15 protein-coding genes are annotated in these 22,936 nt (G+C 65.7%); 11 read left to right on the top strand and 4 right to left on the bottom strand.

Annotated features, from left to right (window positions below; genetic code table 11):
• Window positions 1-61: 61 nt before the first annotated feature.
• Window positions 62-1,237 carry an acetyl-CoA C-acyltransferase gene (locus tag ACFPU0_RS26620; RefSeq protein WP_377696293.1) on the bottom strand — a complete coding sequence of 392 codons (1,176 nt, stop codon included), beginning with the start codon at window positions 1,235-1,237 and terminating at the stop codon, window positions 62-64.
• 182 nt (window positions 1,238-1,419) lie between these two features.
• Between ACFPU0_RS26620 and ACFPU0_RS26625 the strand changes: the two genes are divergently transcribed.
• The 4 genes from ACFPU0_RS26625 (at window position 1,420) to ACFPU0_RS26640 (ending at window position 9,564) form a co-directional block, all read left to right on the top strand.
• Window positions 1,420-3,102, top strand: coding sequence for a fatty acid--CoA ligase (locus ACFPU0_RS26625; RefSeq protein WP_377696294.1), 1,683 nt, complete (start codon window positions 1,420-1,422; stop codon window positions 3,100-3,102).
• A gap of 241 nt (window positions 3,103-3,343) precedes the next feature.
• A complete protein-coding gene (locus tag ACFPU0_RS26630) occupies window positions 3,344-5,296 on the top strand; it encodes a DUF1302 domain-containing protein (protein ID WP_377696295.1) in 1,953 nt (650 codons plus the stop codon).
• Window positions 5,297-5,327: 31 nt separating this feature from the next.
• The gene (locus ACFPU0_RS26635) at window positions 5,328-6,695 is read left to right on the top strand and encodes a DUF1329 domain-containing protein (RefSeq protein ID WP_377696296.1); all 1,368 of its coding nucleotides are present in this window, start codon (window positions 5,328-5,330) and stop codon (window positions 6,693-6,695) included.
• 148 nt (window positions 6,696-6,843) lie between these two features.
• Window positions 6,844-9,564, top strand: coding sequence for a LuxR C-terminal-related transcriptional regulator (locus ACFPU0_RS26640; protein ID WP_377696297.1), 2,721 nt, complete (start codon window positions 6,844-6,846; stop codon window positions 9,562-9,564).
• Here ACFPU0_RS26640 and ACFPU0_RS26645 read toward each other — a convergent pair.
• The gene (locus tag ACFPU0_RS26645) at window positions 9,544-10,410 is read right to left on the bottom strand and encodes a hypothetical protein (RefSeq protein WP_377696298.1); all 867 of its coding nucleotides are present in this window, start codon (window positions 10,408-10,410) and stop codon (window positions 9,544-9,546) included. The two genes, ACFPU0_RS26640 and ACFPU0_RS26645, sit on opposite strands and share 21 nt — an antisense overlap.
• Before the next feature lie 172 nt (window positions 10,411-10,582).
• On the opposite strand from ACFPU0_RS26645, the gene ACFPU0_RS26650 reads away from it, so the two are divergent.
• A complete protein-coding gene (locus ACFPU0_RS26650; RefSeq protein WP_377696299.1) occupies window positions 10,583-11,524 on the top strand; it encodes an alpha/beta fold hydrolase in 942 nt (313 codons plus the stop codon).
• 184 nt (window positions 11,525-11,708) lie between these two features.
• Here ACFPU0_RS26650 and ACFPU0_RS26655 read toward each other — a convergent pair whose 3' ends face one another.
• Window positions 11,709-12,545: a metal-dependent hydrolase gene (locus tag ACFPU0_RS26655; RefSeq protein ID WP_377696300.1), complete on the bottom strand. Its 837-nt coding sequence runs from the start codon at window positions 12,543-12,545 to the stop codon at window positions 11,709-11,711.
• A gap of 122 nt (window positions 12,546-12,667) precedes the next feature.
• Here ACFPU0_RS26655 and ACFPU0_RS26660 point away from each other — a divergent pair, with 122 nt between their 5' ends.
• The 6 genes from ACFPU0_RS26660 to ACFPU0_RS26685 all read left to right on the top strand — a co-directional run bounded on the left by ACFPU0_RS26660 (window position 12,668) and on the right by ACFPU0_RS26685 (window position 21,641).
• Entirely contained in the window at window positions 12,668-13,687 is a 1,020-nt protein-coding gene (locus ACFPU0_RS26660) for an AraC family transcriptional regulator (protein WP_377696301.1), read from the top strand.
• A gap of 50 nt (window positions 13,688-13,737) precedes the next feature.
• Window positions 13,738-14,379 carry an MBL fold metallo-hydrolase gene (locus ACFPU0_RS26665; protein ID WP_377696302.1) on the top strand — a complete coding sequence of 214 codons (642 nt, stop codon included), beginning with the start codon at window positions 13,738-13,740 and terminating at the stop codon, window positions 14,377-14,379.
• Between the two features lie 80 nt (window positions 14,380-14,459).
• A complete protein-coding gene (locus ACFPU0_RS26670) occupies window positions 14,460-15,158 on the top strand; it encodes an OmpA family protein (protein ID WP_377696303.1) in 699 nt (232 codons plus the stop codon).
• A 196-nt stretch (window positions 15,159-15,354) separates the two neighbouring features.
• A complete protein-coding gene (locus ACFPU0_RS26675; protein WP_377696304.1) occupies window positions 15,355-19,083 on the top strand; it encodes a response regulator in 3,729 nt (1,242 codons plus the stop codon).
• Window positions 19,064-21,226 carry a putative bifunctional diguanylate cyclase/phosphodiesterase gene (locus ACFPU0_RS26680; protein ID WP_377696305.1) on the top strand — a complete coding sequence of 721 codons (2,163 nt, stop codon included), beginning with the start codon at window positions 19,064-19,066 and terminating at the stop codon, window positions 21,224-21,226. Before ACFPU0_RS26675 ends, ACFPU0_RS26680 begins: the two co-directional genes overlap by 20 nt.
• Before the next feature lie 100 nt (window positions 21,227-21,326).
• Entirely contained in the window at window positions 21,327-21,641 is a 315-nt protein-coding gene (locus ACFPU0_RS26685; protein ID WP_377696306.1) for an EthD family reductase, read from the top strand.
• Between the two features lie 120 nt (window positions 21,642-21,761).
• On the opposite strand, the gene ACFPU0_RS26690 is transcribed toward ACFPU0_RS26685, so the two are convergent.
• Window positions 21,762-22,667, bottom strand: a complete 906-nt coding sequence (locus ACFPU0_RS26690; RefSeq protein ID WP_377696307.1) for an acyltransferase — start codon at window positions 22,665-22,667, stop codon at window positions 21,762-21,764.
• Window positions 22,668-22,936 lie beyond the last annotated feature (269 nt).

The raw sequence follows: 22,936 nt of genomic DNA on the forward strand, positions 1-22,936 counted from the left end.
TCACTGGGCGGAAATGAAAAAGGCGCGGTATCGACCGCGCCTTTGGCATTGCCGCGAAGACTTACAGCAGCTCGATGGCCACCGCGGTCGCTTCACCGCCACCGATGCACAGCGAGGCGACGCCGCGCTTGCCGCCCTTGTTACGCAGGGCGTTGATCAGGGTGATGATGAGCCGCGAACCGGTGGAGCCCACCGGGTGGCCCTGGGCGCAGGCGCCGCCGTAGACGTTGACCTTGGCGTGGTCCAGGCCGTGTTCGCGCATGGCCAGCATGGTCACCATGGCGAAGGCTTCGTTGATCTCGAACAGGTCAACATCGTCCTTGTTCCAGCCGGTCTTCTTGAACAGGTTGGTCATGGCGCCGATGGGGGCCAGGGTGAACTCGCTCGGGTCCTGGCTCTGGGTGGCGTGGCCAACGATCTTCGCCAGGGGCTTGAGGCCGCGGCGGGCGGCCTCGATGGCGGTCATCAGGACCAGGGCGCTGGCGCCATCGGAGATGGAGCTGGCATTGGCGGCGGTGATGGTGCCGTCCTTCCTGAAGGCGGGTTTCAGGCCGGGAATCTTGTCCGGGTTGGCAGTCAGCGGCTGCTCGTCGTCCTTCACCACTACCTCACCCTTACGGGTGGTCACGGTCACCGGGACGATTTCGGCGGCCAGGGAACCGTCGGCGATGGCGGCCTGGGCGCGCTTCAGGGATTCGATGGCGTAGGCGTCCATTTCTTCACGGGTCACGCCGTTCTTGTCGGCGGTTTCCTGGGCGAAGGAACCCATCAGGCGGCCGCTGCGGGCATCTTCCAGGCCGTCGAGGAACATGTGGTCCTTGATTTCGCCATGGCCCATGCGCAGGCCGGTGCGGGCCTTTTCCAGCACGTAGGGCGCGTTGGACATGCTTTCCATGCCGCCAGCCACCATCACCTGGTTGGTGCCGGCCTTGAGCAGATCGTGGGCCAGCATCACGGCCTTCATGCCGGAGCCGCAGAGCTTGTTGATGGTGGTGCAGCCGGTGGCAGCGGGCAGGCCGGCATTCAGCGCCGCCTGGCGCGCCGGGCCCTGCTTGAGGCCGGCGGGCAGCACGTTGCCCATGATCACTTCCTGCACATCGGCCGGCGCAATGCCGGCGCGGCTGACCGCCTCGCGTATGGCCAGCGCCCCAAGGTCCACGGCGGATACGCCGGACAGGCTGCCCTGGAAGCCGCCCATGGGTGTACGGGCGCCACTGACGATAACGATTTCGGACATCTCGAACCTACCTTTATGGCTAACTGGCCGCGACCGGCCGGAGCCCTGGATTCTATCTGGTGACCGGAAAGCTAAAAAGAGTCACTCATCAAATCACTCTTTCGACTGATTTGCGGCGGGTCGAGGGGGCCTAAAGTCGAGACCACCACAATAAAGTCCTCCAACCTCACCAGGTGTGACCCATGCTCGAAACCCGCATCATCAAGCCCGCCGACAACGCCTACGTCTACCCGCTGCTGATCAAGCGCCTGCTGATGTCCGGCAGCCGCTACGAGAAGACCCGCGAGATCGTCTACCGCGACCGCATCCGCTACAGCTACGCCACCTTCAACGAGCGCGTCGCGCGCCTGGCCAACGTGCTCACCGAGGCCGGCGTCAAGGCCGGTGACACGGTGGCGGTGATGGACTGGGACAGCCATCGTTACCTGGAAGCCATGTTCGCCATCCCGATGATCGGCGCCGTGCTGCACACCATCAACATCCGCCTTTCCCCGGAGCAGATCCTCTACACCATGAACCACGCCGAGGACCGCTTCGTGCTGGTCAACAGCGAGTTCGTGCCGGTGTTCAACTCCATTCGCGGCCAGCTGACCACGGTGGAGAAGACCCTGCTGCTCACCGACGGCAGTGACCACGATGTCGATCTGCCCAACCTGATCGGCGAATACGAGGCCCTGCTGGCAGCGGCCAGCCCGTCCTATGATTTCCCCGATTTCGACGAGAACTCGGTGGCCACCACCTTCTACACCACCGGCACCACCGGCAATCCCAAGGGGGTCTACTTCACCCATCGCCAACTGGTGCTGCACACCCTGTCCATGGCTTCCACCATCGGTTCGCTGGACAGCATCCGCCTGATGGGCACCAACGACGTGTACATGCCCATCACCCCGATGTTCCACGTGCATGCCTGGGGCGTCCCCTACGTGGCCACCATGCTCGGGGTGAAGCAGGTCTACCCGGGCCGCTACGAGCCCGACATGCTGTGCCGCCTGATTCGCGAGGAAAAGGTCACCTTCTCCCACTGCGTGCCCACCATCCTGCAGATGGTGATGAACGCGCCCACCGCCCAGGGCTACGATTTCGGCGGCCTGAAGATGATCATCGGTGGCAGCGCGCTCAACCGCGCCCTCTACGAAACCGCCAAGGCCCGCGGCATCCAGCTCACCGCCGCCTACGGCATGTCCGAGACCTGCCCGCTGATTTCGGTTGCCCACATCAACGAGGAACTGCTGGCCGGCAGCGAGGACGAGCGCATCACCTATCGCATCAAGGCCGGCGTGCCGGTACCGCTGGTGGAGGCGGCGATCATGGATGGCGCCGGCCAGTTCCAGCCGGTGGACGGCGAGTCCCAGGGCGAACTGGTCCTGCGTGCGCCCTGGCTGACCTTCGGCTACTTCAACGAGCCGCAGAAGAGCGAGGAACTCTGGGAGCACGGCTGGCTGCACACCGGCGACGTGGCCACCCTGGACGGCATGGGTTACATCGATATCCGTGACCGCATCAAGGATGTGATCAAGACCGGTGGCGAGTGGATTTCCTCCCTGGAACTCGAGGACCTGATCAGCCGTCACCCGGCCGTGAAGGAAGTGGCGGTGGTGGGAGTGCCCGATCCGCAGTGGGGCGAGCGGCCCTTCGCCCTGGTGGTGGTGCGTGACAATCAGGCCCTGGATGCCAAGGCGCTGAAGGAACACCTCAAGCCCTTCGTCGAGCAAGGTCACATCAATAAGTGGGCCATTCCCAGCCAGATCGCCGTTGTTACTGAAATTCCCAAGACCAGCGTGGGCAAGCTCGACAAGAAACGCATTCGCGTCGATATCGCCCAATGGCAGGCCACCGGCAGCACCTTCCTCTCCGCTCTCTAAGCAGCACGGGCCGCGCCTTTCGGGGCGCGGCCCGACTGACCAAGCAAACGCTTGGCTTATTAATTGCTGCGTTCTGACAATAACTGGCTATCTTTCCTACCGAAGGATCGGACTAATCCGCCGGAAGGGGCGAGCCAGAGTGCCTGGGGGCTCCAAATCACACTTTCGAGGGATCAAGCGCTAATACCCGCTGGCTATAGTCCGCAAGCATCAATAACAAAAAACACATGGAGTAGCGTCGATGACAACAACCACAACGTTCTGGCGCCTGGCAAAACTGCCACTGGCCGTCAGCCTCGCTTCCACGCTCGCCGCTCCGGCATTCGGCGTGTCCTTCAACATCGGTGAGATCGAGGGGCAGTTCGACTCCTCGCTGTCCGTGGGGGCCAGCTGGTCCATGCGGGGGGCCGACAAGGACCTGATCGGTTTCAACAACGGCGGTGACGGGTTGTCCCAGACCTCCGACGACTCCCGCCTGAACTTCAAGAAGGGCGAGACCTTCTCGAAGATCTTCAAGGGCATCCATGACCTCGAGCTGAAGTACGGCGATACCGGTGTCTTCGTCCGTGGCAAGTACTGGTACGACTTCGAGCTGAAGGACGAGAGCCGCCTGTTCAAGGACATTGACGACAGCGGTCGCAAGGAAGGCGCCAAGGCTTCCGGCGCCGAGCTGCTCGACGCCTTCGTCTATCACAATTACAACATCGCCGACCTGCCGGGCAGCGTGCGCCTGGGCAAGCAGGTGGTGAGCTGGGGTGAAAGCACCTTCATCGGCAACAGCATCAACTCGATCAACCCGATCGACGTGTCCGCCTTCCGCCGCCCTGGCGCCGAAATCAAGGAAGGCCTGATCCCGGTCAACATGTTCTATGTGTCCCAGAGCCTGACCGACAACCTCTCCGCCGAAGCCTTCTACCAGCTGGAGTGGGACCAGACCGTCGTCGACAACTGCGGCACCTTCTTCGCCCAGCCCGATGTGATCGCCGATGGCTGCGACCAGAACCTGGCCGTCCTGCGCACCCAGGCCCAACTGGCCAATTCGCTGGGGCGTCTCTCGCCCGTCGTGCAGGGTGTGCTGCGCAACAACGGCGTCACCTGGGGCAATCCGGACGAGGGCGTGATCGTCCGTCGCGGTGCCGACCGTGACGCCGATGACGATGGCCAGTACGGCATGGCGTTCCGCTATTTCGCCGAGGAGCTGGACACCGAATTCGGCGCCTATTACATGAACTACCACAGCCGCACCCCGGTCTTCAGTGGATCGGCTGCGCCCGCCAGTACCTTCGGCCTGTTCGCACCCGGCAATCCGCGTGGCTTCGGCCCGCAACTGGCCCAGGCCCTGGCCCAGGCCGGGGTACCCGGTGCGGCCGCGATCGCAGGGCAGCTGACCCCGCAGCTGGCGCCCCTGGTCGTTGCGGGCAATTCCCAGTACTTCGTCGAGTACCCGGAAGACATCCACCTCTTTGGCCTGAGCTTCTCCACCACCCTGCCCACCGGCACGGCCTGGAGCGGCGAGGTCAGCTACCGGCCCAATGCACCGGTGCAGCTCAATACCACCGATATCCTGTTCGCCGGCCTGACCCCGCTGAACCCCAGCGTATCGGTCCTGAGCGGCGCGCCGGGCCAGGACCTGCACGGCTATCGCCGCAAGGAGATCAGCCAGTTCCAGACCACCTTCACCCATTTCTTCGACCAGGTCATGGGCGCCAGCCGCCTGACCCTGGTGGGCGAAATCGGCGTGGTCCACACCGGCGGCCTGGAAAGCACCAGCAAGGCGCGTTATGGCCGTGACCCGGTCTTCGGCCCCGGCCCGCTGCCGAACAACCAGTGCGTGGTGCTCAACACCGGCACCTTGGGCGGCAATGCCAATGCCGAGAACGTCAGCAAGTACTGCGAAGACGACGGCTTCGTCACCAGCACCGCCTGGGGCTACCGCATGCGCGCGGTGTGGGACTACAACGACGTGTTCGCCGGCATCAACCTGAAACCGAGTGTGGCCTGGTCCCACGACGTCGATGGTTACGGTCCGAACGGCCTGTTCACCGAAGACGCCAAGGCCGTCAGCCTGGGCCTGGATGCCGAGTACCAGAACACCTACACCGCCGGCCTGTCCTACACCGACTTCTTCGGCGGCAAGTACAACACCTTGATCGACCGCGATTTCCTCGCGCTCAGCTTCGGCGTGAACTTCTAAGCGGACTGCAATCTTGAGGAAGACGAAAACCATGAAAACAACAAAGAGTCTGCTGCAAACCGGCGCCCTCGCGCTGTCCCTGCTGGCCGCCAGCGTGATGGCTGCGGTCCCCGCCGATCAAGCCGCCAAGCTGGGTACCACGCTGACGCCGCTGGGCGCCGAAAAGGCCGGCAACGCCGATGGTTCGATTCCCGAGTGGACCGGCGGCCTGCCGCAGAACGCCGGCACCGCTGACGCCAAGGGCTTCCTGTCGGACCCCTTCGCCAGCGAACAGCCGCTGTTCACCATCACCGCGCAGAACGTCGACCAGTACAAGGACAAGCTGACCCCCGGCCAACTGGCGATGTTCAAGCGCTACCCCGACAGCTACAAGATGCCGGTGTACAAGACCCACCGCTCGGCCTCGGTGCCGGCCAAGGTGATCGAAGCCACCCAGTACAACGCCACCCACACCAAGCTGGTGGAAGGCGGCAACGGGCTGGAGGACTTCCGCACCGCCAACCCCTTCCCGATCCCGCAGAACGGCCTGGAAGCCATCTGGAACCACATCACCCGCTATCGCGGCGGCAGCGTGCGCCGTCTGGTGACCCAGGCGACCCCGCAGCCGAACGGCTCCTACAGCCTGGTGTACTTCCAGGACGAGTTCACCTTCCGCGACCAGTTGAAGGACTACGACGCGAGCAAGCCGAGCAACGTGCTGTTCTACTTCAAGCAGCGCGTGACCGCTCCGTCCCGCCTGGCCGGTAACGTGCTGCTGGTGCACGAGACCCTCAACCAGGTGAAGGAACCGCGCCTGGCCTGGCTCTACAACGCCGGCCAGCGCCGCGTGCGCCGCGCGCCGCAGGTGTCCTACGACGGTCCGGGTACCGCCGCCGACGGTCTGCGCACCTCCGACAACTTCGACATGTACAACGGTGCGCCGGACCGTTACGACTGGAAGCTGGAAGGCAAGAAGGAGATCTATATCCCCTACAACAGCTACAAGCTGGATGATCCGAAGCTGAAATACAGCGACATCATCAAGGCCGGCCACATCAACCAGGATCTGACCCGCTACGAGTTGCACCGCGTATGGCACGTGGTGGCCACTCTGAAGCCGGGCGAGCGCCACATCTACGCCAAACGTGACTTCTACATCGACGAAGACACCTGGCAGGCCGCCGCCATCGACCACTACGACGGTCGCGGCACCCTGTGGCGCGTGGCCGAGGCCCATGCCCAGTACTACTACAACCACCAGGTGCCCTGGTACACCCTGGAAAGCCTCTATGACCTGCTGTCCGGGCGCTACCTGGCCCTGGGCATGAAGAACGAAGAGAAGCAGTCCTACGACTACAGCTACACCGCTGGCGAAAGCGACTACACCCCGGCGGCCCTGCGCCAGGCGGGCGTTCGCTAAGCCCTGCAACACCTTGTATGGAAGCCGGCCTGCGGGCCGGCTTTTTTCTTGTCTGTATATCCCGCCGGGGCTTCTATTGGTCCACTTGAACGGCTAGGCTCGTCCAGGTTAGCGGCCCTGTACGCACAACACTCCTAGAAGCTGGGTGATGACCGTTCTGACCCGTACGCGATCCATGACTTCAGCCGCCGGACCGACGGCCGATGCACGCTTCTTCCGCCCGCCGCGGCCCGCCGGCCATGTCCCGCGCCCGCGCCTGTGCGAGCGGCTTGCCGCCGGGCTCGATGGCCGCCTGCTGATGCTCAGCGCACCGGCCGGCTTCGGCAAGAGCTCCCTGGCCATCGAATTCTGTGAAAGCCTGCCGCCCGGCTGGCAAAGCCTCTGGCTCAGCCTCAGCCGCCGCGACAGCGACCCCGGACGCTTCCTCGAAAGGCTGCTGGATGGCCTGCGCCAGTCCTATCCGGGCCTTGGCGACGAGGCGATGGGCCACCTCAAGATGCGCCAGCGCCACCAGCCCTTCGCCTTCGAACAGTGGCTGGATGGGCTGCTCGATGAAGTCGCGGTGCGCGCCGATGCCAATCAGCCGCTGCTGCTGGTGCTGGACGACTACCACCTGGCGCAGAACGCGGTGCTCGACCGCTGCCTGCAGTTCCTCCTCAATCATCTGCCCGATGGCTGGGTGCTGCTGGTGACCAGCCGCCAGCGCCCGGACTGGCACCTGGCGCGGCTGCGCCTTTCTCGACATCTGCTGGAGTTCAACGAGCAGGACCTGCGGCTGACCGAGGAGGAATGCCTGGCCCTGCTGCAAAGCCAGGGCGCCAAGCTCGACGGCGGTGATCTGGAAAGCCTGCTGCAGCGCAGCGAGGGCTGGGTCGCCGGCCTGCGCCTGTGGCTGCTGGCCGGCCAGGGTGCCGCCAGCCCGGACGTGGGGCAGGGCGCCCATGGCGATGAGAGCCTGATCCGCGAGTACCTGCTGGAAGAGGTGATCGAGCGCCAGCCGCCCGATGTCCAGGACTTTCTCTTCGAGACCGCCCGCTTCGAGCGCTTCTGCGCCGAACTCTGCGACGCCGTGCGCGAAAGCCATGACAGCGCCGCCATCCTCCAGCACCTGCAGGCCCACCAGGTGTTCCTGGTGCCGCTGGACGAGCAGGGCCAGTGGTTCCGCTACCACCACCTGTTTTCCGACCTGCTGCGTACCCGCGCTTCCAGCAGGCTGGCGCCTTCCGGCATGCACCTGCGCGCCTGCCGCTGGTTCAGCGCACGCGGCATGCTGGACGAGGCGGTGGAACAGGCGCTGCGGGCTGGCCAACCGGATGTGGCGGCCTCACTGGTGCAGAATCTCTCCGAAGAGCAGCTGCTGGCCAACCAGAACATCGCCATGCTGCTGCGCTGGAAGATGGATCTGCCCGACAGCCTGCTCTCCAGCACGCCGCGGTTGATCGTGCTCTACAGCCTGGCCCTGGGCCTGGCCTGCCAGCTGGACGCGGCCGAGGAACTGGCCGGCAACCTGGCGCGCTTCCTGCCGGCGCCGGATGCGCAGCAGCAGAGCGGCCTGCTGGCGCAGTGGCAGGCGATCAGCGCGCTGATCGCCCGGGGCCGGGGCGATATCGACCGGGCCGAGCAATGCTGCAGCGAAGCCCTCACCGCCCTGGCGCCGGAAAACTACGGGCAGCGCCACCTGTGCCTGTCGCTGCTGGGCAATATCGCCGTGGTGCGCGGCGACCTCCGGCGCGCCCGCGGCTTCAATCGCGAAGCCCTGGAGATGGCCCAACGCGGCGCCAATCCCTTGTTCGAGTCCCTGGTCCATTACGACCGCGCAAGGGTGCTGCAGATGCGCGGCGAAGTGTTGCGTTCCCTGGCCGAGGTGCAGCAGGGCCTGGAGCGGCTGCGAAGCGTGGCGACGCCCCGTGCCTGCGTCGCCCGGGCCCGGCTGATGCTCTACCAGGGTTACCTGCAGAGCCTGCAGATGCAGCCCCAGGCGGCGCGGGTCAGCCTCCAGGCGGGCATCGCCGAAGCCCGCGCCTGCCGGGATATCAGCCTGCTGATCGGCCATTGCGTCCTCGCCGGCCTGGATGGCAGGGAGGGCCGTTTCGCCGCCGCCTTCGCGCAACTGGCGGAGGCCGAGCGGCTGATGCACATCTGGGACGTACCGCCCATCTACTACCTGGCGATGATCACCCTGTTCAAATGCGAGCTGTGGCTGGCCCAGGGGCAGCTGGAGCTGGCCGAAGCCTGGCTGCCGCGCCTGGCGGAAACCTACTCCGGCGAGCAGGCCGCGGCGGCGCCCGAGTTCCACCCGCAGCTGGCGCTCTATATCGAGCTGCAGCAGGCGGCCCTGGCCCGCGCCCAGGGCCAGCTGGCGGAGGCCGATGGGCGCCTGCGGGCGTTGATGGACAAGGCCGAGGCCCAGGACTCCCTGCATGTGGCGCTGCTGGCGCGGTTGCAGCGGGTGGCGATGCTGCGCAACGGTCGCGAGCGGGAAGCCATCGCCTTGCTGGAAGGGGCCCTGGATAGCCTGCCCGGCGGTGCCTTGCTGCCCTACCGTGAGTTGCTGGAGCAGCATCCCCAGTGGCTGCGCGAGCAGTTGGCGAAGCGCTCACCGGAATCGGTGCGGGCGCTGCTGGAACTGTTGCCCGGCGCCGAGGTGGCGCTGCCCGCCGACGCCGGCACCGCCGAGGCGCTCAGCTCGCGGGAACTGGCGGTGCTGCAACTGATCGCCCAAGGCTGCTCCAACCAGGAAATCAGCGAGCGCCTGTTCATCTCCCTGCACACGGTGAAAAGCCACGCCCGCCATATCAACAGCAAGCTGGGCGTGGAGCGCCGCACCCAGGCGGTGGCCCGGGCCAAGTCACTCGGCCTGTTGCGCTGAGACCGGCGGCGCCGAGAGGTCCAGCCTGGGCCGGGCTGGTTGCGGGGCGCTGGGCCTGGCCAACTGGGCGTCCACATCCTGCTGGATGCCGGCCAGCACCGGCAGCAGGTCGGCCATGTTGCCGCGCACCTCGCCATCGGGGTGCTGCTCCGCCAGCTCGGCGACCCGCGCCAGCAACTGCCCGCGTACCTCGGCCTGCAGATGCACGAAGAGCTCGGGCATCTGCCTGGCCAGTTCGGCGCTGTAGAGCACCAGATCCTCGCGGTTGAACTGGCGGGTCAGGCCCAGGTAGTCCAGGGCGCTGGACGTCAGCATGGCCGCGGCCGCCTTGGTTTCCTGCAGGCCCTGGAGGCGCACGGGGTTGCCCTGTTCCTTCTCCGAAAGGGTCATCCAGAACTCCACCGTGAGGGTGAAGAGAATGGCCTGCTGGCGCAGGGAATGGGTCATCAGGCCCAGTGCCTCGGCGCCATAGGGCTGCTGCGCGGCCTTGAAGTCGAAGTACAGGCGCATCAGCTCCTTGAGCTGGAAGAGCACCTCGCGCGCCTCGTTCTGCCGCAGTTCCAGCGGCGCGTAGATGTTCAGCTGCGGCTTGAAGTTCTCTTCGCTGACCATGCGCGTGTAGATCGGTCCGGTGAATTCGCCGCTGCGTCGCGGCAGCGCGTTCGCCTGGGTGGTGTCGATTTTCTGCAAGGCCAGGATCAGCTGGTGGTAATCGGCGCTGCCCCATGGGCGCTGGATATCGGGAATCTTCTGGCCGAGGTAGAACAGCTCGGCCGCCGGGGCGCGCAGGGCGCACACCAGCAGGAGGATGGCCAGCGGCCAAAGCAGGGGGCGGGTCAGCGTCATCGTCCGGGGTGATCCTGCGGGAAGGGCTGGCCAAGATTAGCGAGGCCATGCCGCGTCGTCACCCGCGCCTTGGTTGGGCCGGCGGCGCCCACGCTCAACCTAGGTTGGGCGCGGGACTTGCGCCTGCGTGCTCTGATAGCCCCTCGACAACAACAATCACGAGGTGCCCGGAATGTCCGCATCCAGCCTGCCGCTGTCGCCGCCGCTTGCCGCCGGTTTCGCCCGCCTGGGCTTCGGTTCCCTGCCGCTCGATCGCCTGAAGGCACGCTACGCCAGCGCCGACAGCGGTTCGCGTTTCATCGAGCTGGATGGCTTCAATGTCCACTATCGCGATGAGGGCAGCCGTGAAAAACCGGTTCTGGTGATGATCCACGGCGTGGTCGCCTCCCTGCACACCTGGGACGGCTGGGTCGAGGCCTTCGCACCGCACTACCGCATCATCCGTTTCGACGTCCCTGGCTTCGGCCTCACCGGCCCCAAGCGCAACGGCGACTACTCGGCCGAACGCATGATCGGCATCCTCGGCCTGCTGCTGGATCACCTGGGGATCGCCAAGGCCTCCATCGCCGGTAATTCCCTGGGTGGTTACATCGCCTGGAACTTCGCCCTGGCCCAGCCACAGCGGGTGGAGAAGCTGGTGCTGATCGACCCGGCCGGCTACCGGATGCACAAGGTGCCCTGGATGATCGCTTCCGCGGCGTTGCCCGGCGCCACCCTGGCGATGGCGCTGTGGATGCCGCGGGCGCTGATCGCCCAGGGCATCAGGGAAGTCTACGGCCAGCCGGGGCGGATCAAGCCCGGCGTGGTGGACCGCTACTACGACCTCAGCCGCCGGCCGGGCAACCGCCGGGCGATGATGGAGATCTTCCGCGTGCTGCTGAAGGTCAACCGCGAGGAACTGGAAGGTACCGGCCAGCGGGTGGCGCAGATCGAGGCACCGACCCTGCTGCTGTGGGGCGAGAAGGACCGCTGGATCTCGCCGAAGCACGTGCCGCTCTGGCAGCGCGACCTGCCGGGCATCCAGGTGAAGACCTACCCCGGCGTGGGGCATATCCCCATGGAAGAGATTCCGCAGCAGAGTGCGGCGGATGCGATGCGGTTCCTGTTGGGCTAAGCCACCCTCTCCCCCGGCCCCTCTCCCTGAAGAGGAGAGGGGTGACTTGCGCCTCGCACGTCGTAACCATCCTGCACGGACTGCGCCCTCTCCCTTCAGGGATAGGGCTGGGGAGAGGGTGTCGCCCCCCACTCCGCGCTCAAGAAGAAACGGCCCCGAAGGGCCGTTCTTTCCATTCTGGTGCTCAAGCCACACTCGCCCGAGCCACATCGAACTCTTCCCGCGCCCTGTACAGCAAGTCCAGGTTGTCATGCTGCCAGGGATGGAACCCCTTCCTGAAGAAGTCCAGGTAGGTCTTGACCAGCGGCCGGAAGATGCCCTTGCGGCCCCACATCCAGGCCAGGCCATCGCGCCAGACGCGCCAGTTCCACAAGAGGCCGTCGCGCTCGAGCATGTGCGCCAGGCCACGGGTGGTGTCGAGGACGAAGAAGAAGGTGCCCATCAGCATCGCCCGGCGCAACAGCCGGTGGCTGCCGCAGACCTGGTTGTAGACGTCGAAGGCCACCGCCTTGTGCTCGGTCTCCTCCAGCGCGTGCCAGCGCCACAGGCGCGCCATGGTGGGGTGGGCACCGCTCATGTACTCGGGGTTCTTCAACAGGCCGTCGGCCATGATCGCGGTGATGTGCTCCAGGGCGGCGGTGGCGGCCAGCTGGCGGCGCGGGGAGAATTTCTTCTGGGTGAAGCGGATCCGCGCCTGGGCTCGGCGCTCGATGGTACCGATGTCATAGCCCAGGTCACGCAGGCGGTTGCTGTATTCCAGGTGCTCGCGGCTGTGATGGCCCTCCTGGCCGATGAAGCCGCGGATCTGCTCCTTCAGCACCGGGTCGTCGATCTGCTCGCGGAACTGGCGCACCGAATCGATGAAGAAACGCTCGCCGTCAGGGAAGAGCACCGACATCGCATCGAACAGGTGGCTCTTGAAGGCGTCGCCACCGTGCCAGTGGCGGGGCAGGGGGCTGGGCAGGTCGAAATCCATGTGGCGCGGACGGATAACCAATCCTTCGGGGGTGGTGCTGGCCATGGGGGCTCCTTGAGTCTATATGGACCATGGTCCCAATATCCGCTTGCGGGCTTTTGTCGGACAAGGTTATCTACTGCCAACCTTCGGGTCATATCCGGCCAGAGCCAGAACAAGACGCCACCATGAAGCAACCCCTGACCTTCTCCGCCGAACTGGTGCCCATCGCCTATGCCGACGCCCTGCTCGGCCTGGCCGAGGAGTTGGGCGTGGCGCGCTCGACATTGCTGGCCAGCGCCAGGATCCGGCCGGAGGTTCTCGGCAACCCCAACGGCCGGTTGTCCTTCGTCGACTTCAACCATCTGGCCGGTGCCGCCCTGCAGCAATGCCGCGAACCGGCCCTGGGCCTGATGCTCGGCCAGCGGCTGAACGTCTCCACCCACGGCATCCTCGGCTATGCGGTGCTTTCCAGCGCCAACCTGGGACGGGCCCTGCAGTTCGCCATGAAGTATTACCGGGTCCTGGGCCTGGCCTACGAGCTGGAGCTGGTGGAGCAGGGCGACTGCCTGCAGCTGCGCGCCACCGAGTCCTTCCCCATGGGGCCGCTCGGGCGTTTCGCCGGCGAAGGGTTGCTGGCCAGCTTCTTCAGCATCGCCCGCTTCCTGGTGGGGGAGGAGCTGCATGGCCAGCAGGTGGGCTTCGCGCACCCGGCGCCAGCCTATGCGGCACGCTATGCGGAGGTGTTCGGCATCGAGGCGCAGTTCGAGCAGCCCTGCCACTGGCTGAGCCTGCCCATGAGTTACCTGGAGCGGCCCATGGCGCTGGCCAATCCGGCCACGGTGCAGATGTGCGAACAGCAGTGCGAGGCCCTGCTGGCCAGCCTGGACGTGCAGGACGCCCTGCTGACCCGCGTGCGTCGGCTGTTGCTGGCGCGCCCCGGCGACTTCCCCGACCTCGACGGCGCCGCCCGCGCCCTGCACACCAGCGGCCGCAGCCTGCGCCGGCACCTGGCGGCCATGGGCACCAGTTATCAACAGGTGCTGGATGAAGTACGCAAGGGCCTGGCCCTGCAATACCTCGGCACCACCCAGTTGCCGCTGTTCGAGATCGCCAACCTGCTGGGCTTCAGCGACCCCGCCAACTTTCGCCGCGCCTTCCGCAAATGGACGGGCAGGCCGCCGAGCGATTATCGTGCCGGGCCGTGAAGCCCATTCCCCGAGCGCCGCAGAGCGCACCGCCGTACCGGAGATGCCCGATGACCCAGCCCACCGCCCTGATCCGCGAAACCTTTCCCGTCGGACCCTTGCAGTGCAACTGCACCCTGATCGGTGACCCGGTCAGCAAGAAAGCCATAGTGGTCGACCCGGGCGGCAATCCGGAGCTGATCCTGGCGCGCCTGGAGGCCCACGGCCTGAAGCTGGTGAGCATCATCCACACCCACGCCCACCTGGATCATTTCCTCGCCTCCGGCGAGCTGAAGAAGACCACTGGCGCGACCCTGCACCTGCACAAGGAAGACCAGTTCCTCTGGGACAACCTGGAAATGCAATGCCGCATGTTCGGCGTGCCCTACAAGCCGGTGCCATCGCCCGACCAGTGGTTGGCCGACGACGAGGAGCTGGCCTGCGGCTGTGGCGTGGCCCTGCACACGCCGGGGCACACCCCGGGTTCCATGAGCTTCTGGTTCCCCCAGGCCAGACTGCTGATCGCCGGTGATACCCTGTTCCGCCGCGGCATCGGCCGTACCGACCTCTGGGGCGGCGACTACGCCACCATCGAGCGCTCCATCAAGCAGCGCCTGTACAGCCTGGACGAGGAGGCGACCGTGGTCACCGGCCACGGCCCGGATACCCGTCTTGGCGACGAGATGCGGGAAAATCCCTTCGTGCGGGCCTGAACCACGGAATTTCTGCGGAGTTTGATGTCTAATTGCCCGCAGCCGCACCGGCTAATCGATTTCTCAGGAGTAATGAGTCCATGTTCACCCCGCGTCGCCTGATCATCGCCGCCACCGCTTTCGCCATGCTGTCGGGCTGTGCCGCGCCAGGCACCTACGATAACCAGGGCCAGGCCCCGAGCCAGGGCGGCATGAGCAAGACCGCCAAGTACGGCGCCCTGGGTGCCCTCGCCGGCGCCGTGGCAGGGGCCGCGATCAACCACGACAACCGTGGCAAGGGCGCGCTGATCGGCGCCGCCGTGGCCGGCGCGGCCAGCGCCGGCTATGGCTACTACGTCGACAAGCAGGAAGCCGAACTGCGCCGCAGCATGGAAGGCACCGGTGTGCAGGTGGAGCGCCAGGGCGACAATCTCAACCTGATCATGCCCGGCAACATCACCTTCGCCACCAACTCGGCGAATATCGCCAGCAACTTCTACAGCCCGCTGAACAACCTGGCGGCTTCCTTCAAGCAGTACGACCAGAACAACATCGAGGTGGTCGGCCACACCGACAGCACCGGCAGCCACCAGTACAACGTGAACCTGTCGCAGCAGCGCGCCCAGAGCGTGGCCAACTACCTGATGGCCCAGGGCGTCAATGGTGCCCGCGTGACCTCCCGCGGCATGGGCCCGGACCAGCCGGTGGCCAGCAACACCAACGAGGCCGGCCGTTCGCAGAACCGCCGCGTGGAGATCAAGCTGACTCCCATCCCCGGCGCCCAGGTTTCGCAGCAGTAAGAATCCCTGCAACCCCGTACAAGGCCCGCATTCGCGGGCCTTGTCGTTTCTGCCGCTCGTCGTTCGCCTGCTGGCGTAACGCCAGTTCCCACATTCCTGTCTAGACTGCGATGCAGGGTTCCGTTGAGCCCCGTCGCAACCGTCGACCAGTGCCCACAGAGGCGCGGCGGCGGCCACGGATTGGACAGGAGATGGCATGGACGACCGACAATTGCCCCTTTCCCGCAAATACCTGCTGCCTTTGCTGGTGACGCTGGTCCTGATGCTGGTGCTCGGCGGCCTGGTGCTGTGGCAATGGCTGGCCCTCGAAGTGCGCAACCGGACCGAGCACGAACAGCGGTTCAAGATCGAAGCCGAGGAAATCGCCCAGCGCGTCAGTACCCGCATGCGCGCCTACGAAATGGTGTTGCGCGGCATGTCCGGCCTGTTGGTCGGTAGCAACGCCGTATCGGCCGAGGAGTGGGCGCGGGCCACCGACCAGTTGCAGCTGCAGGAGCGCTATCCGGGTATCCAGGCGCTGGCCTGGGCGCGCTATCTGAAGAATGACGAGCTCAATGAATTCGTTGGCGAAATCTGGGAACAGGGCCGCCGCGAGTTCCGCGTCTTCCCCCATGGCCCGCGGGACGATTACGTGGTGGTGCAGTTCAGCAGCCCGATGGACTGGCGCAATCGCCGCACCCTGGGCTTCGACATGCTCAGCGAAGAGGTGCGCAGGCAGGCCCTGGTGCTGGCATGGGAAACCGGCGAGGCCAGCCTCACCGGGCCGATCACGCTCAAGCAGGAAACCGATCAGGAAGTGCAGAACGGCGTGCTGCTGTACATGCCGGTGTACCGTCCGGACGCGCCCATCACATCAGCCGAAGAGCGCCGCGCCGCCTTGCTCGGCATGGTCTGCGGCGCTTTCCGCCTGCATGACCTGATGGATGGCATCCTTGGCGCGCAGAACACCCTCTATCGCATCGATCTCAAGGACCTCGGCACGCCCGACATGCCGCTGCTGGAGGATACCGGGAGCAGCCACCAACCACGTTTCCACCAGGTGGAGCAGCTGAAGCTGTTCGGCCGAACCTGGGCGCTGGGGGTGGCCAGTACCACCGAATACGAAGCGATGCTGGGCAACAACCGCATCGCCTTCAGTCTCTGGACCGGCATGGCCGCGGCGATGCTGCTGTCCCTGCTGGTGGGGGGGTATCTCTACCAGCGTGAGCGGCAACTGCAGCTCAGCCAGTTCGCCACCGCCGAGCTCGCCGAACGGGAAGAGCGCTTCCGCCTGCTGCTGCAGCACCTGCCGGTAGCAACCCTGATCTGCGATGAGCAGGGGCGGATTGAAATGGCCAACGCCAGCGCGGGCGATCTGCTGGCCTGCGATGCCGGGCTCCTGCCGGGGCAGCGAGTGCAGCGCTTCCTGCCGGATGCCCCGGCCCTGCAGGCCGGGGAGGTCGACCAGTCCCCCAGCCAACTGATCGAGGTGGAGGCGTTGCCGGAGGGTGGCGAGCGAATCCCCGTGGCGCTCACCTTGAGCAGCCTGAACCATGGCGTCGGCCAGCGCTTCCTGATCAACCTCGTCGACCTGCAGGCGCGCAAGAGCGCCGAGGAGCGTTTCCGCCTGGTGGTGGAGGCTTCGCCCAACGCCATCGTCCTGGTGGATATCCGCGGCCGGATCACCATGGTCAATCGGCAGACCGAGCAGCTGTTCGGCTACACCCGCCAGCAGATGCTCGATGCCCCGGTGGAAATGCTCCTGCCCGATGCCTTGCGCGACGCCCATGCGGAGCTGCGCGAGGGCTTCCAGCGCAAGCCCGAGCAGCGGCGCATGGGTAGCAACCGCGAGCTGTTCGGCCAGCACCGGGATGGCCAGATGATCCCGCTGGAGGTGGGCCTGTCGCCGATCCGGGCCGGCCGCGAACTGCTGGTGCAGGCGGTGATCATCGACATCAGCGAACGCAAGGCGGCGGAGCAGCGCCTGCGCGACCAGGCCGAGCAGCTGATGCTGGCCAACCGCTACAAGTCCGAATTCCTCGCCAACATGTCCCATGAGTTGCGCACGCCGCTCAACAGTATCCTGATCCTCAGCGACCAGCTGCGGCAGAACATGGTGGGCAACCTCACCGAGAAGCAGACGCGCCACGCGGACATCATCCATCGCGCCGGCGGCGACCTGCTGCAGCTGATCAACGACGTGCTCGACCTGGCCAAGGTCGAGGCCGGGCGCATGCAGCTGAAGCTGGAACCGCTGAACGTCCAGGACATGCTCGCCGAACTGGATGGCAGCCTGCGGCCGATGGCCGAAATCAAGGGATTGCGCCTGTCCACCCATGTCCAGGTCGGCGTGCCACGGGTTATCCACAGCGACCGGGTGCGTCTGCACCAGATCCTGCGCAACCTGCTGTCCAATGCGCTCAAGTTCACCGAACAGGGCGATGTGGAACTGTCCGTGGAGCTCGACCCCGCCGCGGCCACGGATGAGCGCGAGGTGCTGCGCTTCGTCGTCCGTGACACCGGCATCGGCATCGCCGAAAACCAGCATGAACGCATCTTCCAGGCCTTCCAGCAGATCGACGGCTCCACCAGCCGACGCTTCGGTGGCACCGGCCTGGGGCTGGCCATCACCCGCCAGCTGGTGCTGGCGCTGGACGGCGAAATCAGCCTGGAAAGCGTGCCGGGTCGTGGCTCGCGTTTCATCGTGCGCCTGCCGGTAGCGGTGGCCGCCAGCCAGCCGAAGGACGAGGATGTCCCCTCGCAGCCGGTGCGCAGTGGCCAGGGGCCGGCGGTGCTGATAGTCGAGGACGACGTCAACTTCGCCTCGGTGATCGCCGAAGAAGCCCAGGCCCACGGTTTCTCCAGCGTCCATTGCCGCAGCGGCAGGCAGGCCATCGGCCTGCTGCAGGGCGAACGCTTCGCCGCGGTCATCCTCGACATCCTGCTGCCCGACATCAGTGGCTGGCAGATCTACCGGCGTCTGCGTGGCCAGGCCAATCACCGTACCACCCCGGTGAACATCATCTCTTGCGTGCCGCAGCCCCAGGACTGGAACGAGGACGCGACCCGCTACCTGGTCAAGCCCATCGCCCGCGAGGACCTGGAAAAGGTCTTCAGCGACCTCGAGGGCGGTCCGCCGCCGGACGAGCGCAAGCTGCTGCTGGTGGAGGACGTGGACGTGGAGCGCGAGCACTATCGCGAGCACCTGGAGCAGCTGGGTTTCAACGTGGTGGCCAGGGCCAGCGGCGAGGGCGCACGCAAGGCCTATGTCGAGAGCGATTTCTCGGCGCTGGTGATCGACCTGGACCTGCCGGACCAGGACGGCTTCGAGCTCCTCGACAGCCTCGACCGGGAGCGCTCCCTGAATGGCTCGCGGGTAGTCATCAACACCGGGGTCGATGTCAACCAGCAGAACCTGCAGCGCCTGCGTCGCTATTCGGCGGTGGTGGTGCGCAAGGCGGGCGAGGACCTCGACAACCTCAGTTCGGCGGTCCAGGGCTTCCTCGCCGGCCTGCGGCAGACGCAGTCGAGCCCGGTGGCGGACCCGCTGGAAGGCAGCCGCGTGCTGCTGGTGGATGACGATGTGCGGAATATCTACGCACTCAGTGCCCTGCTCGATGAAACGGGCATGAAGGTCACTGCCGCCCGGGATGGCCTGGAAGCCATCGACTGCTTCCAGCGCGAACCCTTCGACCTGATCCTGATGGACATGGCCATGCCCAATATGGACGGCTACACCGCGACCCGCCTGCTCAAGCAGGAGCATGGCTGTGGTATCCCGATCATCGCCCTGACCGCCCATGCGATGAAGGGCGACCGGGAAAAATGCATCACCGCCGGCGCCGACGACTACCTGGCCAAGCCGGTAAGTCGCCAGGAACTCCTGGACATGCTCTACCGCTGGCTGGAACAACCGGGAGGTTGCCATGGCGCACCCGCAGCTTAAGCAAGCCCCTGCCGCCGATGTCCTGCTGGTGGTGGACGACCGCCAGGAAAACCTCGCTGCCATGGAGGCGCTGCTGGACGATGGCCAATGGCAGGTGCGCACCGTCGACTCCGGGGAGGCAGCGCTGAAATGCCTGCTGGAGGAGGAGGTCGGCCTGGTCCTGCTGGACGTGCAGATGCCGCGCATGGACGGCTTCGAAGTGGCCCGGCTGATGCGCAGCAGCCCGCTGACCCGCTATACGCCGATCATCTTCATCTCCGCCATCGCCCACACCCAGGACGCCGTGTTGCGCGGCTACTCCTCCGGCGCGGTGGATTTCATCCTCAAACCCTTCGACCCCCAGGTGCTGCGGCACAAGATCCAGTCCCTGTTGGCCCATGAGCGCAATCGCCGCGACCTCCTGCATCTCAGCCAGCAGCTGGACAGCGCCCGCGCCTTCAATGCCTCGGTGCTGGAAAACGCCGCCGAGGGCATCCTGGTGGTGGGCGAGGACGGCATCATCAGCTTCGCCAACCCGGCCATGGCGCTGATGCTCCAGGGCACGGTGGAGGACCTGGAGGGCCGGCCCCTGCTGAGCCTGCTCGCCTATCCGGAGGTGGGCGGCGAATGGAAGCACTCGGATTTCTACCGACACTGGAAGCAGAACGAGACCTATCGCCTGCACGACGCCTGTCTCAAGACGCTGGGCGGCGAACGCCTGCCGGTGGCGCTTTCGTCTTCGCCCCTGCCGCGATTGCAGCGTTCCATGGTGGTCATCGCCCTGGACATGTCCGTGGTGCGCCAGCTGCACGCGCAGCTGGAGTCCCAGGCCATCACCGATGCCCTGACCGGATTGCTCAACCGCCGGGGCTTCCACCAGGCGCTGGAAGCTTCCCTGGCGCGCATAGAGCGCAATGGCAAGCGCATGGCGGTGCTCTACCTGGACCTGGACGGCTTCAAGCTGATCAACGACTCCCTCGGCCACGAGGCCGGTGACCGCGTACTGCGCCGGGTGGCGGAGCAGCTGAAGAACTGCCTGCGGCCCTACGACATTCTCGCGCGGATGGGGGGCGACGAATTCACCGCGCTGCTCGACACCCTGGACCACCCCGAAGATGCCGCCCGGGTGGCGGAAAAACTGATCGAGCTGGTTTCGGTGCGCCATCGCATCGAAGGAATCGACATCACCCTCGGCGCCAGTGTCGGTATCGCCTGCTTCCCCGAGTGCGGGCAGAGCGTGGACGGCCTGCTGCGGGCGGCGGACATCGCCATGTATGAGGCCAAGCGCGCCGGCCGCCAGCAGTACCGTTTCTATTCGCCGGAAATGAATGGTCGCGCCCGCTCCAGGCTGATGCTGGAGGAAAGCCTGCGCAATGCCATCGAGCAGAACGACTTCCATCTGGTCTACCAGCCGCAGATCCACCTGGAAACCGGCCGCCTGCGCGGCTTCGAGGCCTTGCTGCGCTGGGAACACCGGGTCGCCGGCACCGTGGCGCCCAATGTCTTCATTCCCTTGCTGGAAGAAACCCGCCTGATCAACCGCCTGGGCGACTGGGTGCTGCGGGAAGGGGCCAGCCAGTGCAGCGCCTGGGGGCCTTCCTTCGGTCAGGAGCTGGTCATCAGCCTCAATGTCAGCCCGGTGCAATTCGGCATGCCGCAATTGGTGGACGATCTGCGGCGGGTGCTGGATGAGTTCAACCTGCGTCCCGAGCAACTGGAAGTGGAGGTCACCGAGAGCGCGCTGATGCAGGATCTGGAGCTGACCCGTGACCAGCTCCGGCAACTGCGTTCCCTGGGGGTGCGCATCGCCATCGACGATTTCGGCACCGGCTATTCATCCCTGGCGTATCTGCGTCATTTCGAGTTGGACACCCTGAAGATCGACCGCCTGTTCGTCTCCAACATGCTGGAGTCCCGGCGCGACGCCGCGGTGGTCAGCACCATCATCGACCTCAGCCGCCACCTGGGCCTGGAGGTGATAGCCGAAGGCGTGGAAACCATCGCCCAGCGCGACTGGCTGCTGGAGCATGGCTGCACTTTCATGCAGGGCTTCCTGGTGGCGCCGGGGCTGCCCGTGGCCAAGGCGGAAGCCTTTCCGCGGCTGGTGGACTGGCGTGTGCTGCGCGAGGGGGCCGACAGCCACTCCACCAGCCCTTCCTCCTGAGGGAGGAAGGCCATCACGCAGAGCTGAAATTGCGGGCCTACACTTCATCTGTCGGGGCATCCGGGATCACGCCCCCGGCATATCGCGATAAGGAGGCTCCATGTACTGCTTTGTTGTGGCGTACCCCAACGCACCGGGCGCCAAGTTCGACTTCACCTACTACTGCGAGGAACACATCCCACTCCTGACCCGCCTGATCGGCGAAAACCTGGTGAAGGTCGAAGTGCGCAAGGGCCTGGCCGCAGCGGATGGTGCCGTGGCGCCATTCATCTGCATGGCCAACTTATGGGTACTGTCGATTGAGGAATTGCGCAGCACGCTGGACCTGAATGGCGATGAAATCAGCGCCGATATCTCCAACTACACCAACCTGGCGCCCTTGCTCCAGGTGGACGAGGTGCTACAGACGTCCTAGAGCGAGCGGCATGCAAAGGCCCGCCGACCGGCGGGCCTTTCGTTTGCGGGGCACAACAGGGGCGGTCCCAGGGGGCAGCGCATTTCCAGCCGTTGCCACAGCGCCATCGGCGGAGCGGGCTCAGGCCGGCGGGAACTGCTGGTGCAGGTGCGCCAGCTGGGTGTCCTTGGCTTCCCACAGGCGGTTCACCCATTGCTGGAATGCCTGGCGGTACTGCTCGTCCTGGTCGTAGTTCCGGCCGATGAATTCGCGAGGGATTTCCAGCTTCTCGATGCGTACCACCACCTGGCGCAACTGGCCGGCCAGCAGGGTCCAGAAGCTCGGGTTGCCATCCGGGTAGTGGATGGTGACATTGATCAGCGAATGCAGCTGTTCGCCCATGGCATCCAGCACGAAGGCGATGCCGCCGGCCCTGGGCTTGAGCAGGTACTGGAAGGGCGAGCCCTGCTGGTCGTGCTTGGCGCGGGTGAAGCGGGTGCCCTCGAGGAAATTGAAGATGCCCACCGGATTGTCGCGGAACTTGGCGCAGGTGCGGCGGGTGGTTTCCAGGTCCTTGCCCTTCTTCTCCGGATGCTTGGCCAGGTAGGCCTTGGAGTAGCGCTTCATGAAGGGGAAATCCAGCGCCCACCAGCACAGGCCGATCACCGGAACCCAGATCAGCTCCTGCTTGAGGAAGAAGCGCAGCAGGCGAGTGCGGCGATTGAGCAGGTGCTGCAGCACCAGAATGTCCACCCAGCTCTGGTGATTGCTGGTGACCAGGTAGCTGCGCTGGTAATCGAGCCCTTCCAGGCCCTTCACGTCCCACCGGGTGTCGCCCACAAGGCCCATCCACGCCTTGTTGCAGCTGATCCAGCCCTCGGCGATGGCGCTGGCCGCCCAGTTCAGCAAGCCCCTGGCCGCGCGCAAGGGCAGCAGCACCTTCAGCAGGGTGACGGCGAACAGCGGGATGCACCAGAACAGGGTGTTGAGGGCCAGCAGCAGCGCCGCCAGTGCGCCGCGCAGGGGGGAAGGGATAAAGCTGGGCATGGCAGGGATGGAGCCTCACCGTGGGGTGGTCGTGGCCACCTCGTTATGGACCGGACCCGCGGCAATCCCTGGCTGCGGGCAGAATGGTGGCCAAGGTTAACGGTTGTTCACTGGACTGCAAGTGCGAAGGGTGACCGGGCGGTCGAGGATCATGCCGCTGGCGCCGGCCTTCACTGTAGGGGCGAATTCATTCGCCAAGGGCGGCGAAGCTGCCCCGGTCGGACCCCGGGGGCAGCCCTTCGGCCTGCATGGCGAATGAATTCGCCCCT

The sequence above is a fragment of the Pseudomonas sp. GCM10022186 genome (assembly GCF_042656385.1).
Lineage (GTDB): Bacteria > Pseudomonadota > Gammaproteobacteria > Pseudomonadales > Pseudomonadaceae > Metapseudomonas.

What these genes read in the sequence shown, in the direction of transcription:
- ACFPU0_RS26630 (WP_377696295.1), top strand. Translation starts at nt 3,344, where the DNA reads ATGACAACAACCACAACGTTCTGGCGCCTGGCAAAACTGCCACTGGCC.
- ACFPU0_RS26655 (WP_377696300.1), bottom strand. Translation starts at nt 12,545, where the DNA reads ATGGCCAGCACCACCCCCGAAGGATTGGTTATCCGTCCGCGCCACATG.
- ACFPU0_RS26675 (WP_377696304.1), top strand. Translation starts at nt 15,355, where the DNA reads ATGGACGACCGACAATTGCCCCTTTCCCGCAAATACCTGCTGCCTTTG.
- ACFPU0_RS26690 (WP_377696307.1), bottom strand. Translation starts at nt 22,667, where the DNA reads ATGCCCAGCTTTATCCCTTCCCCCCTGCGCGGCGCACTGGCGGCGCTG.
- ACFPU0_RS26625 (WP_377696294.1), top strand. Translation starts at nt 1,420, where the DNA reads ATGCTCGAAACCCGCATCATCAAGCCCGCCGACAACGCCTACGTCTAC.
- ACFPU0_RS26645 (WP_377696298.1), bottom strand. Translation starts at nt 10,410, where the DNA reads ATGACGCTGACCCGCCCCCTGCTTTGGCCGCTGGCCATCCTCCTGCTG.
- ACFPU0_RS26650 (WP_377696299.1), top strand. Translation starts at nt 10,583, where the DNA reads ATGTCCGCATCCAGCCTGCCGCTGTCGCCGCCGCTTGCCGCCGGTTTC.
- ACFPU0_RS26685 (WP_377696306.1), top strand. Translation starts at nt 21,327, where the DNA reads ATGTACTGCTTTGTTGTGGCGTACCCCAACGCACCGGGCGCCAAGTTC.
- ACFPU0_RS26670 (WP_377696303.1), top strand. Translation starts at nt 14,460, where the DNA reads ATGTTCACCCCGCGTCGCCTGATCATCGCCGCCACCGCTTTCGCCATG.
- ACFPU0_RS26620 (WP_377696293.1), bottom strand. Translation starts at nt 1,237, where the DNA reads ATGTCCGAAATCGTTATCGTCAGTGGCGCCCGTACACCCATGGGCGGC.
- ACFPU0_RS26665 (WP_377696302.1), top strand. Translation starts at nt 13,738, where the DNA reads ATGACCCAGCCCACCGCCCTGATCCGCGAAACCTTTCCCGTCGGACCC.
- ACFPU0_RS26635 (WP_377696296.1), top strand. Translation starts at nt 5,328, where the DNA reads ATGAAAACAACAAAGAGTCTGCTGCAAACCGGCGCCCTCGCGCTGTCC.
- ACFPU0_RS26660 (WP_377696301.1), top strand. Translation starts at nt 12,668, where the DNA reads ATGAAGCAACCCCTGACCTTCTCCGCCGAACTGGTGCCCATCGCCTAT.
- ACFPU0_RS26640 (WP_377696297.1), top strand. Translation starts at nt 6,844, where the DNA reads ATGACCGTTCTGACCCGTACGCGATCCATGACTTCAGCCGCCGGACCG.
- ACFPU0_RS26680 (WP_377696305.1), top strand. Translation starts at nt 19,064, where the DNA reads ATGGCGCACCCGCAGCTTAAGCAAGCCCCTGCCGCCGATGTCCTGCTG.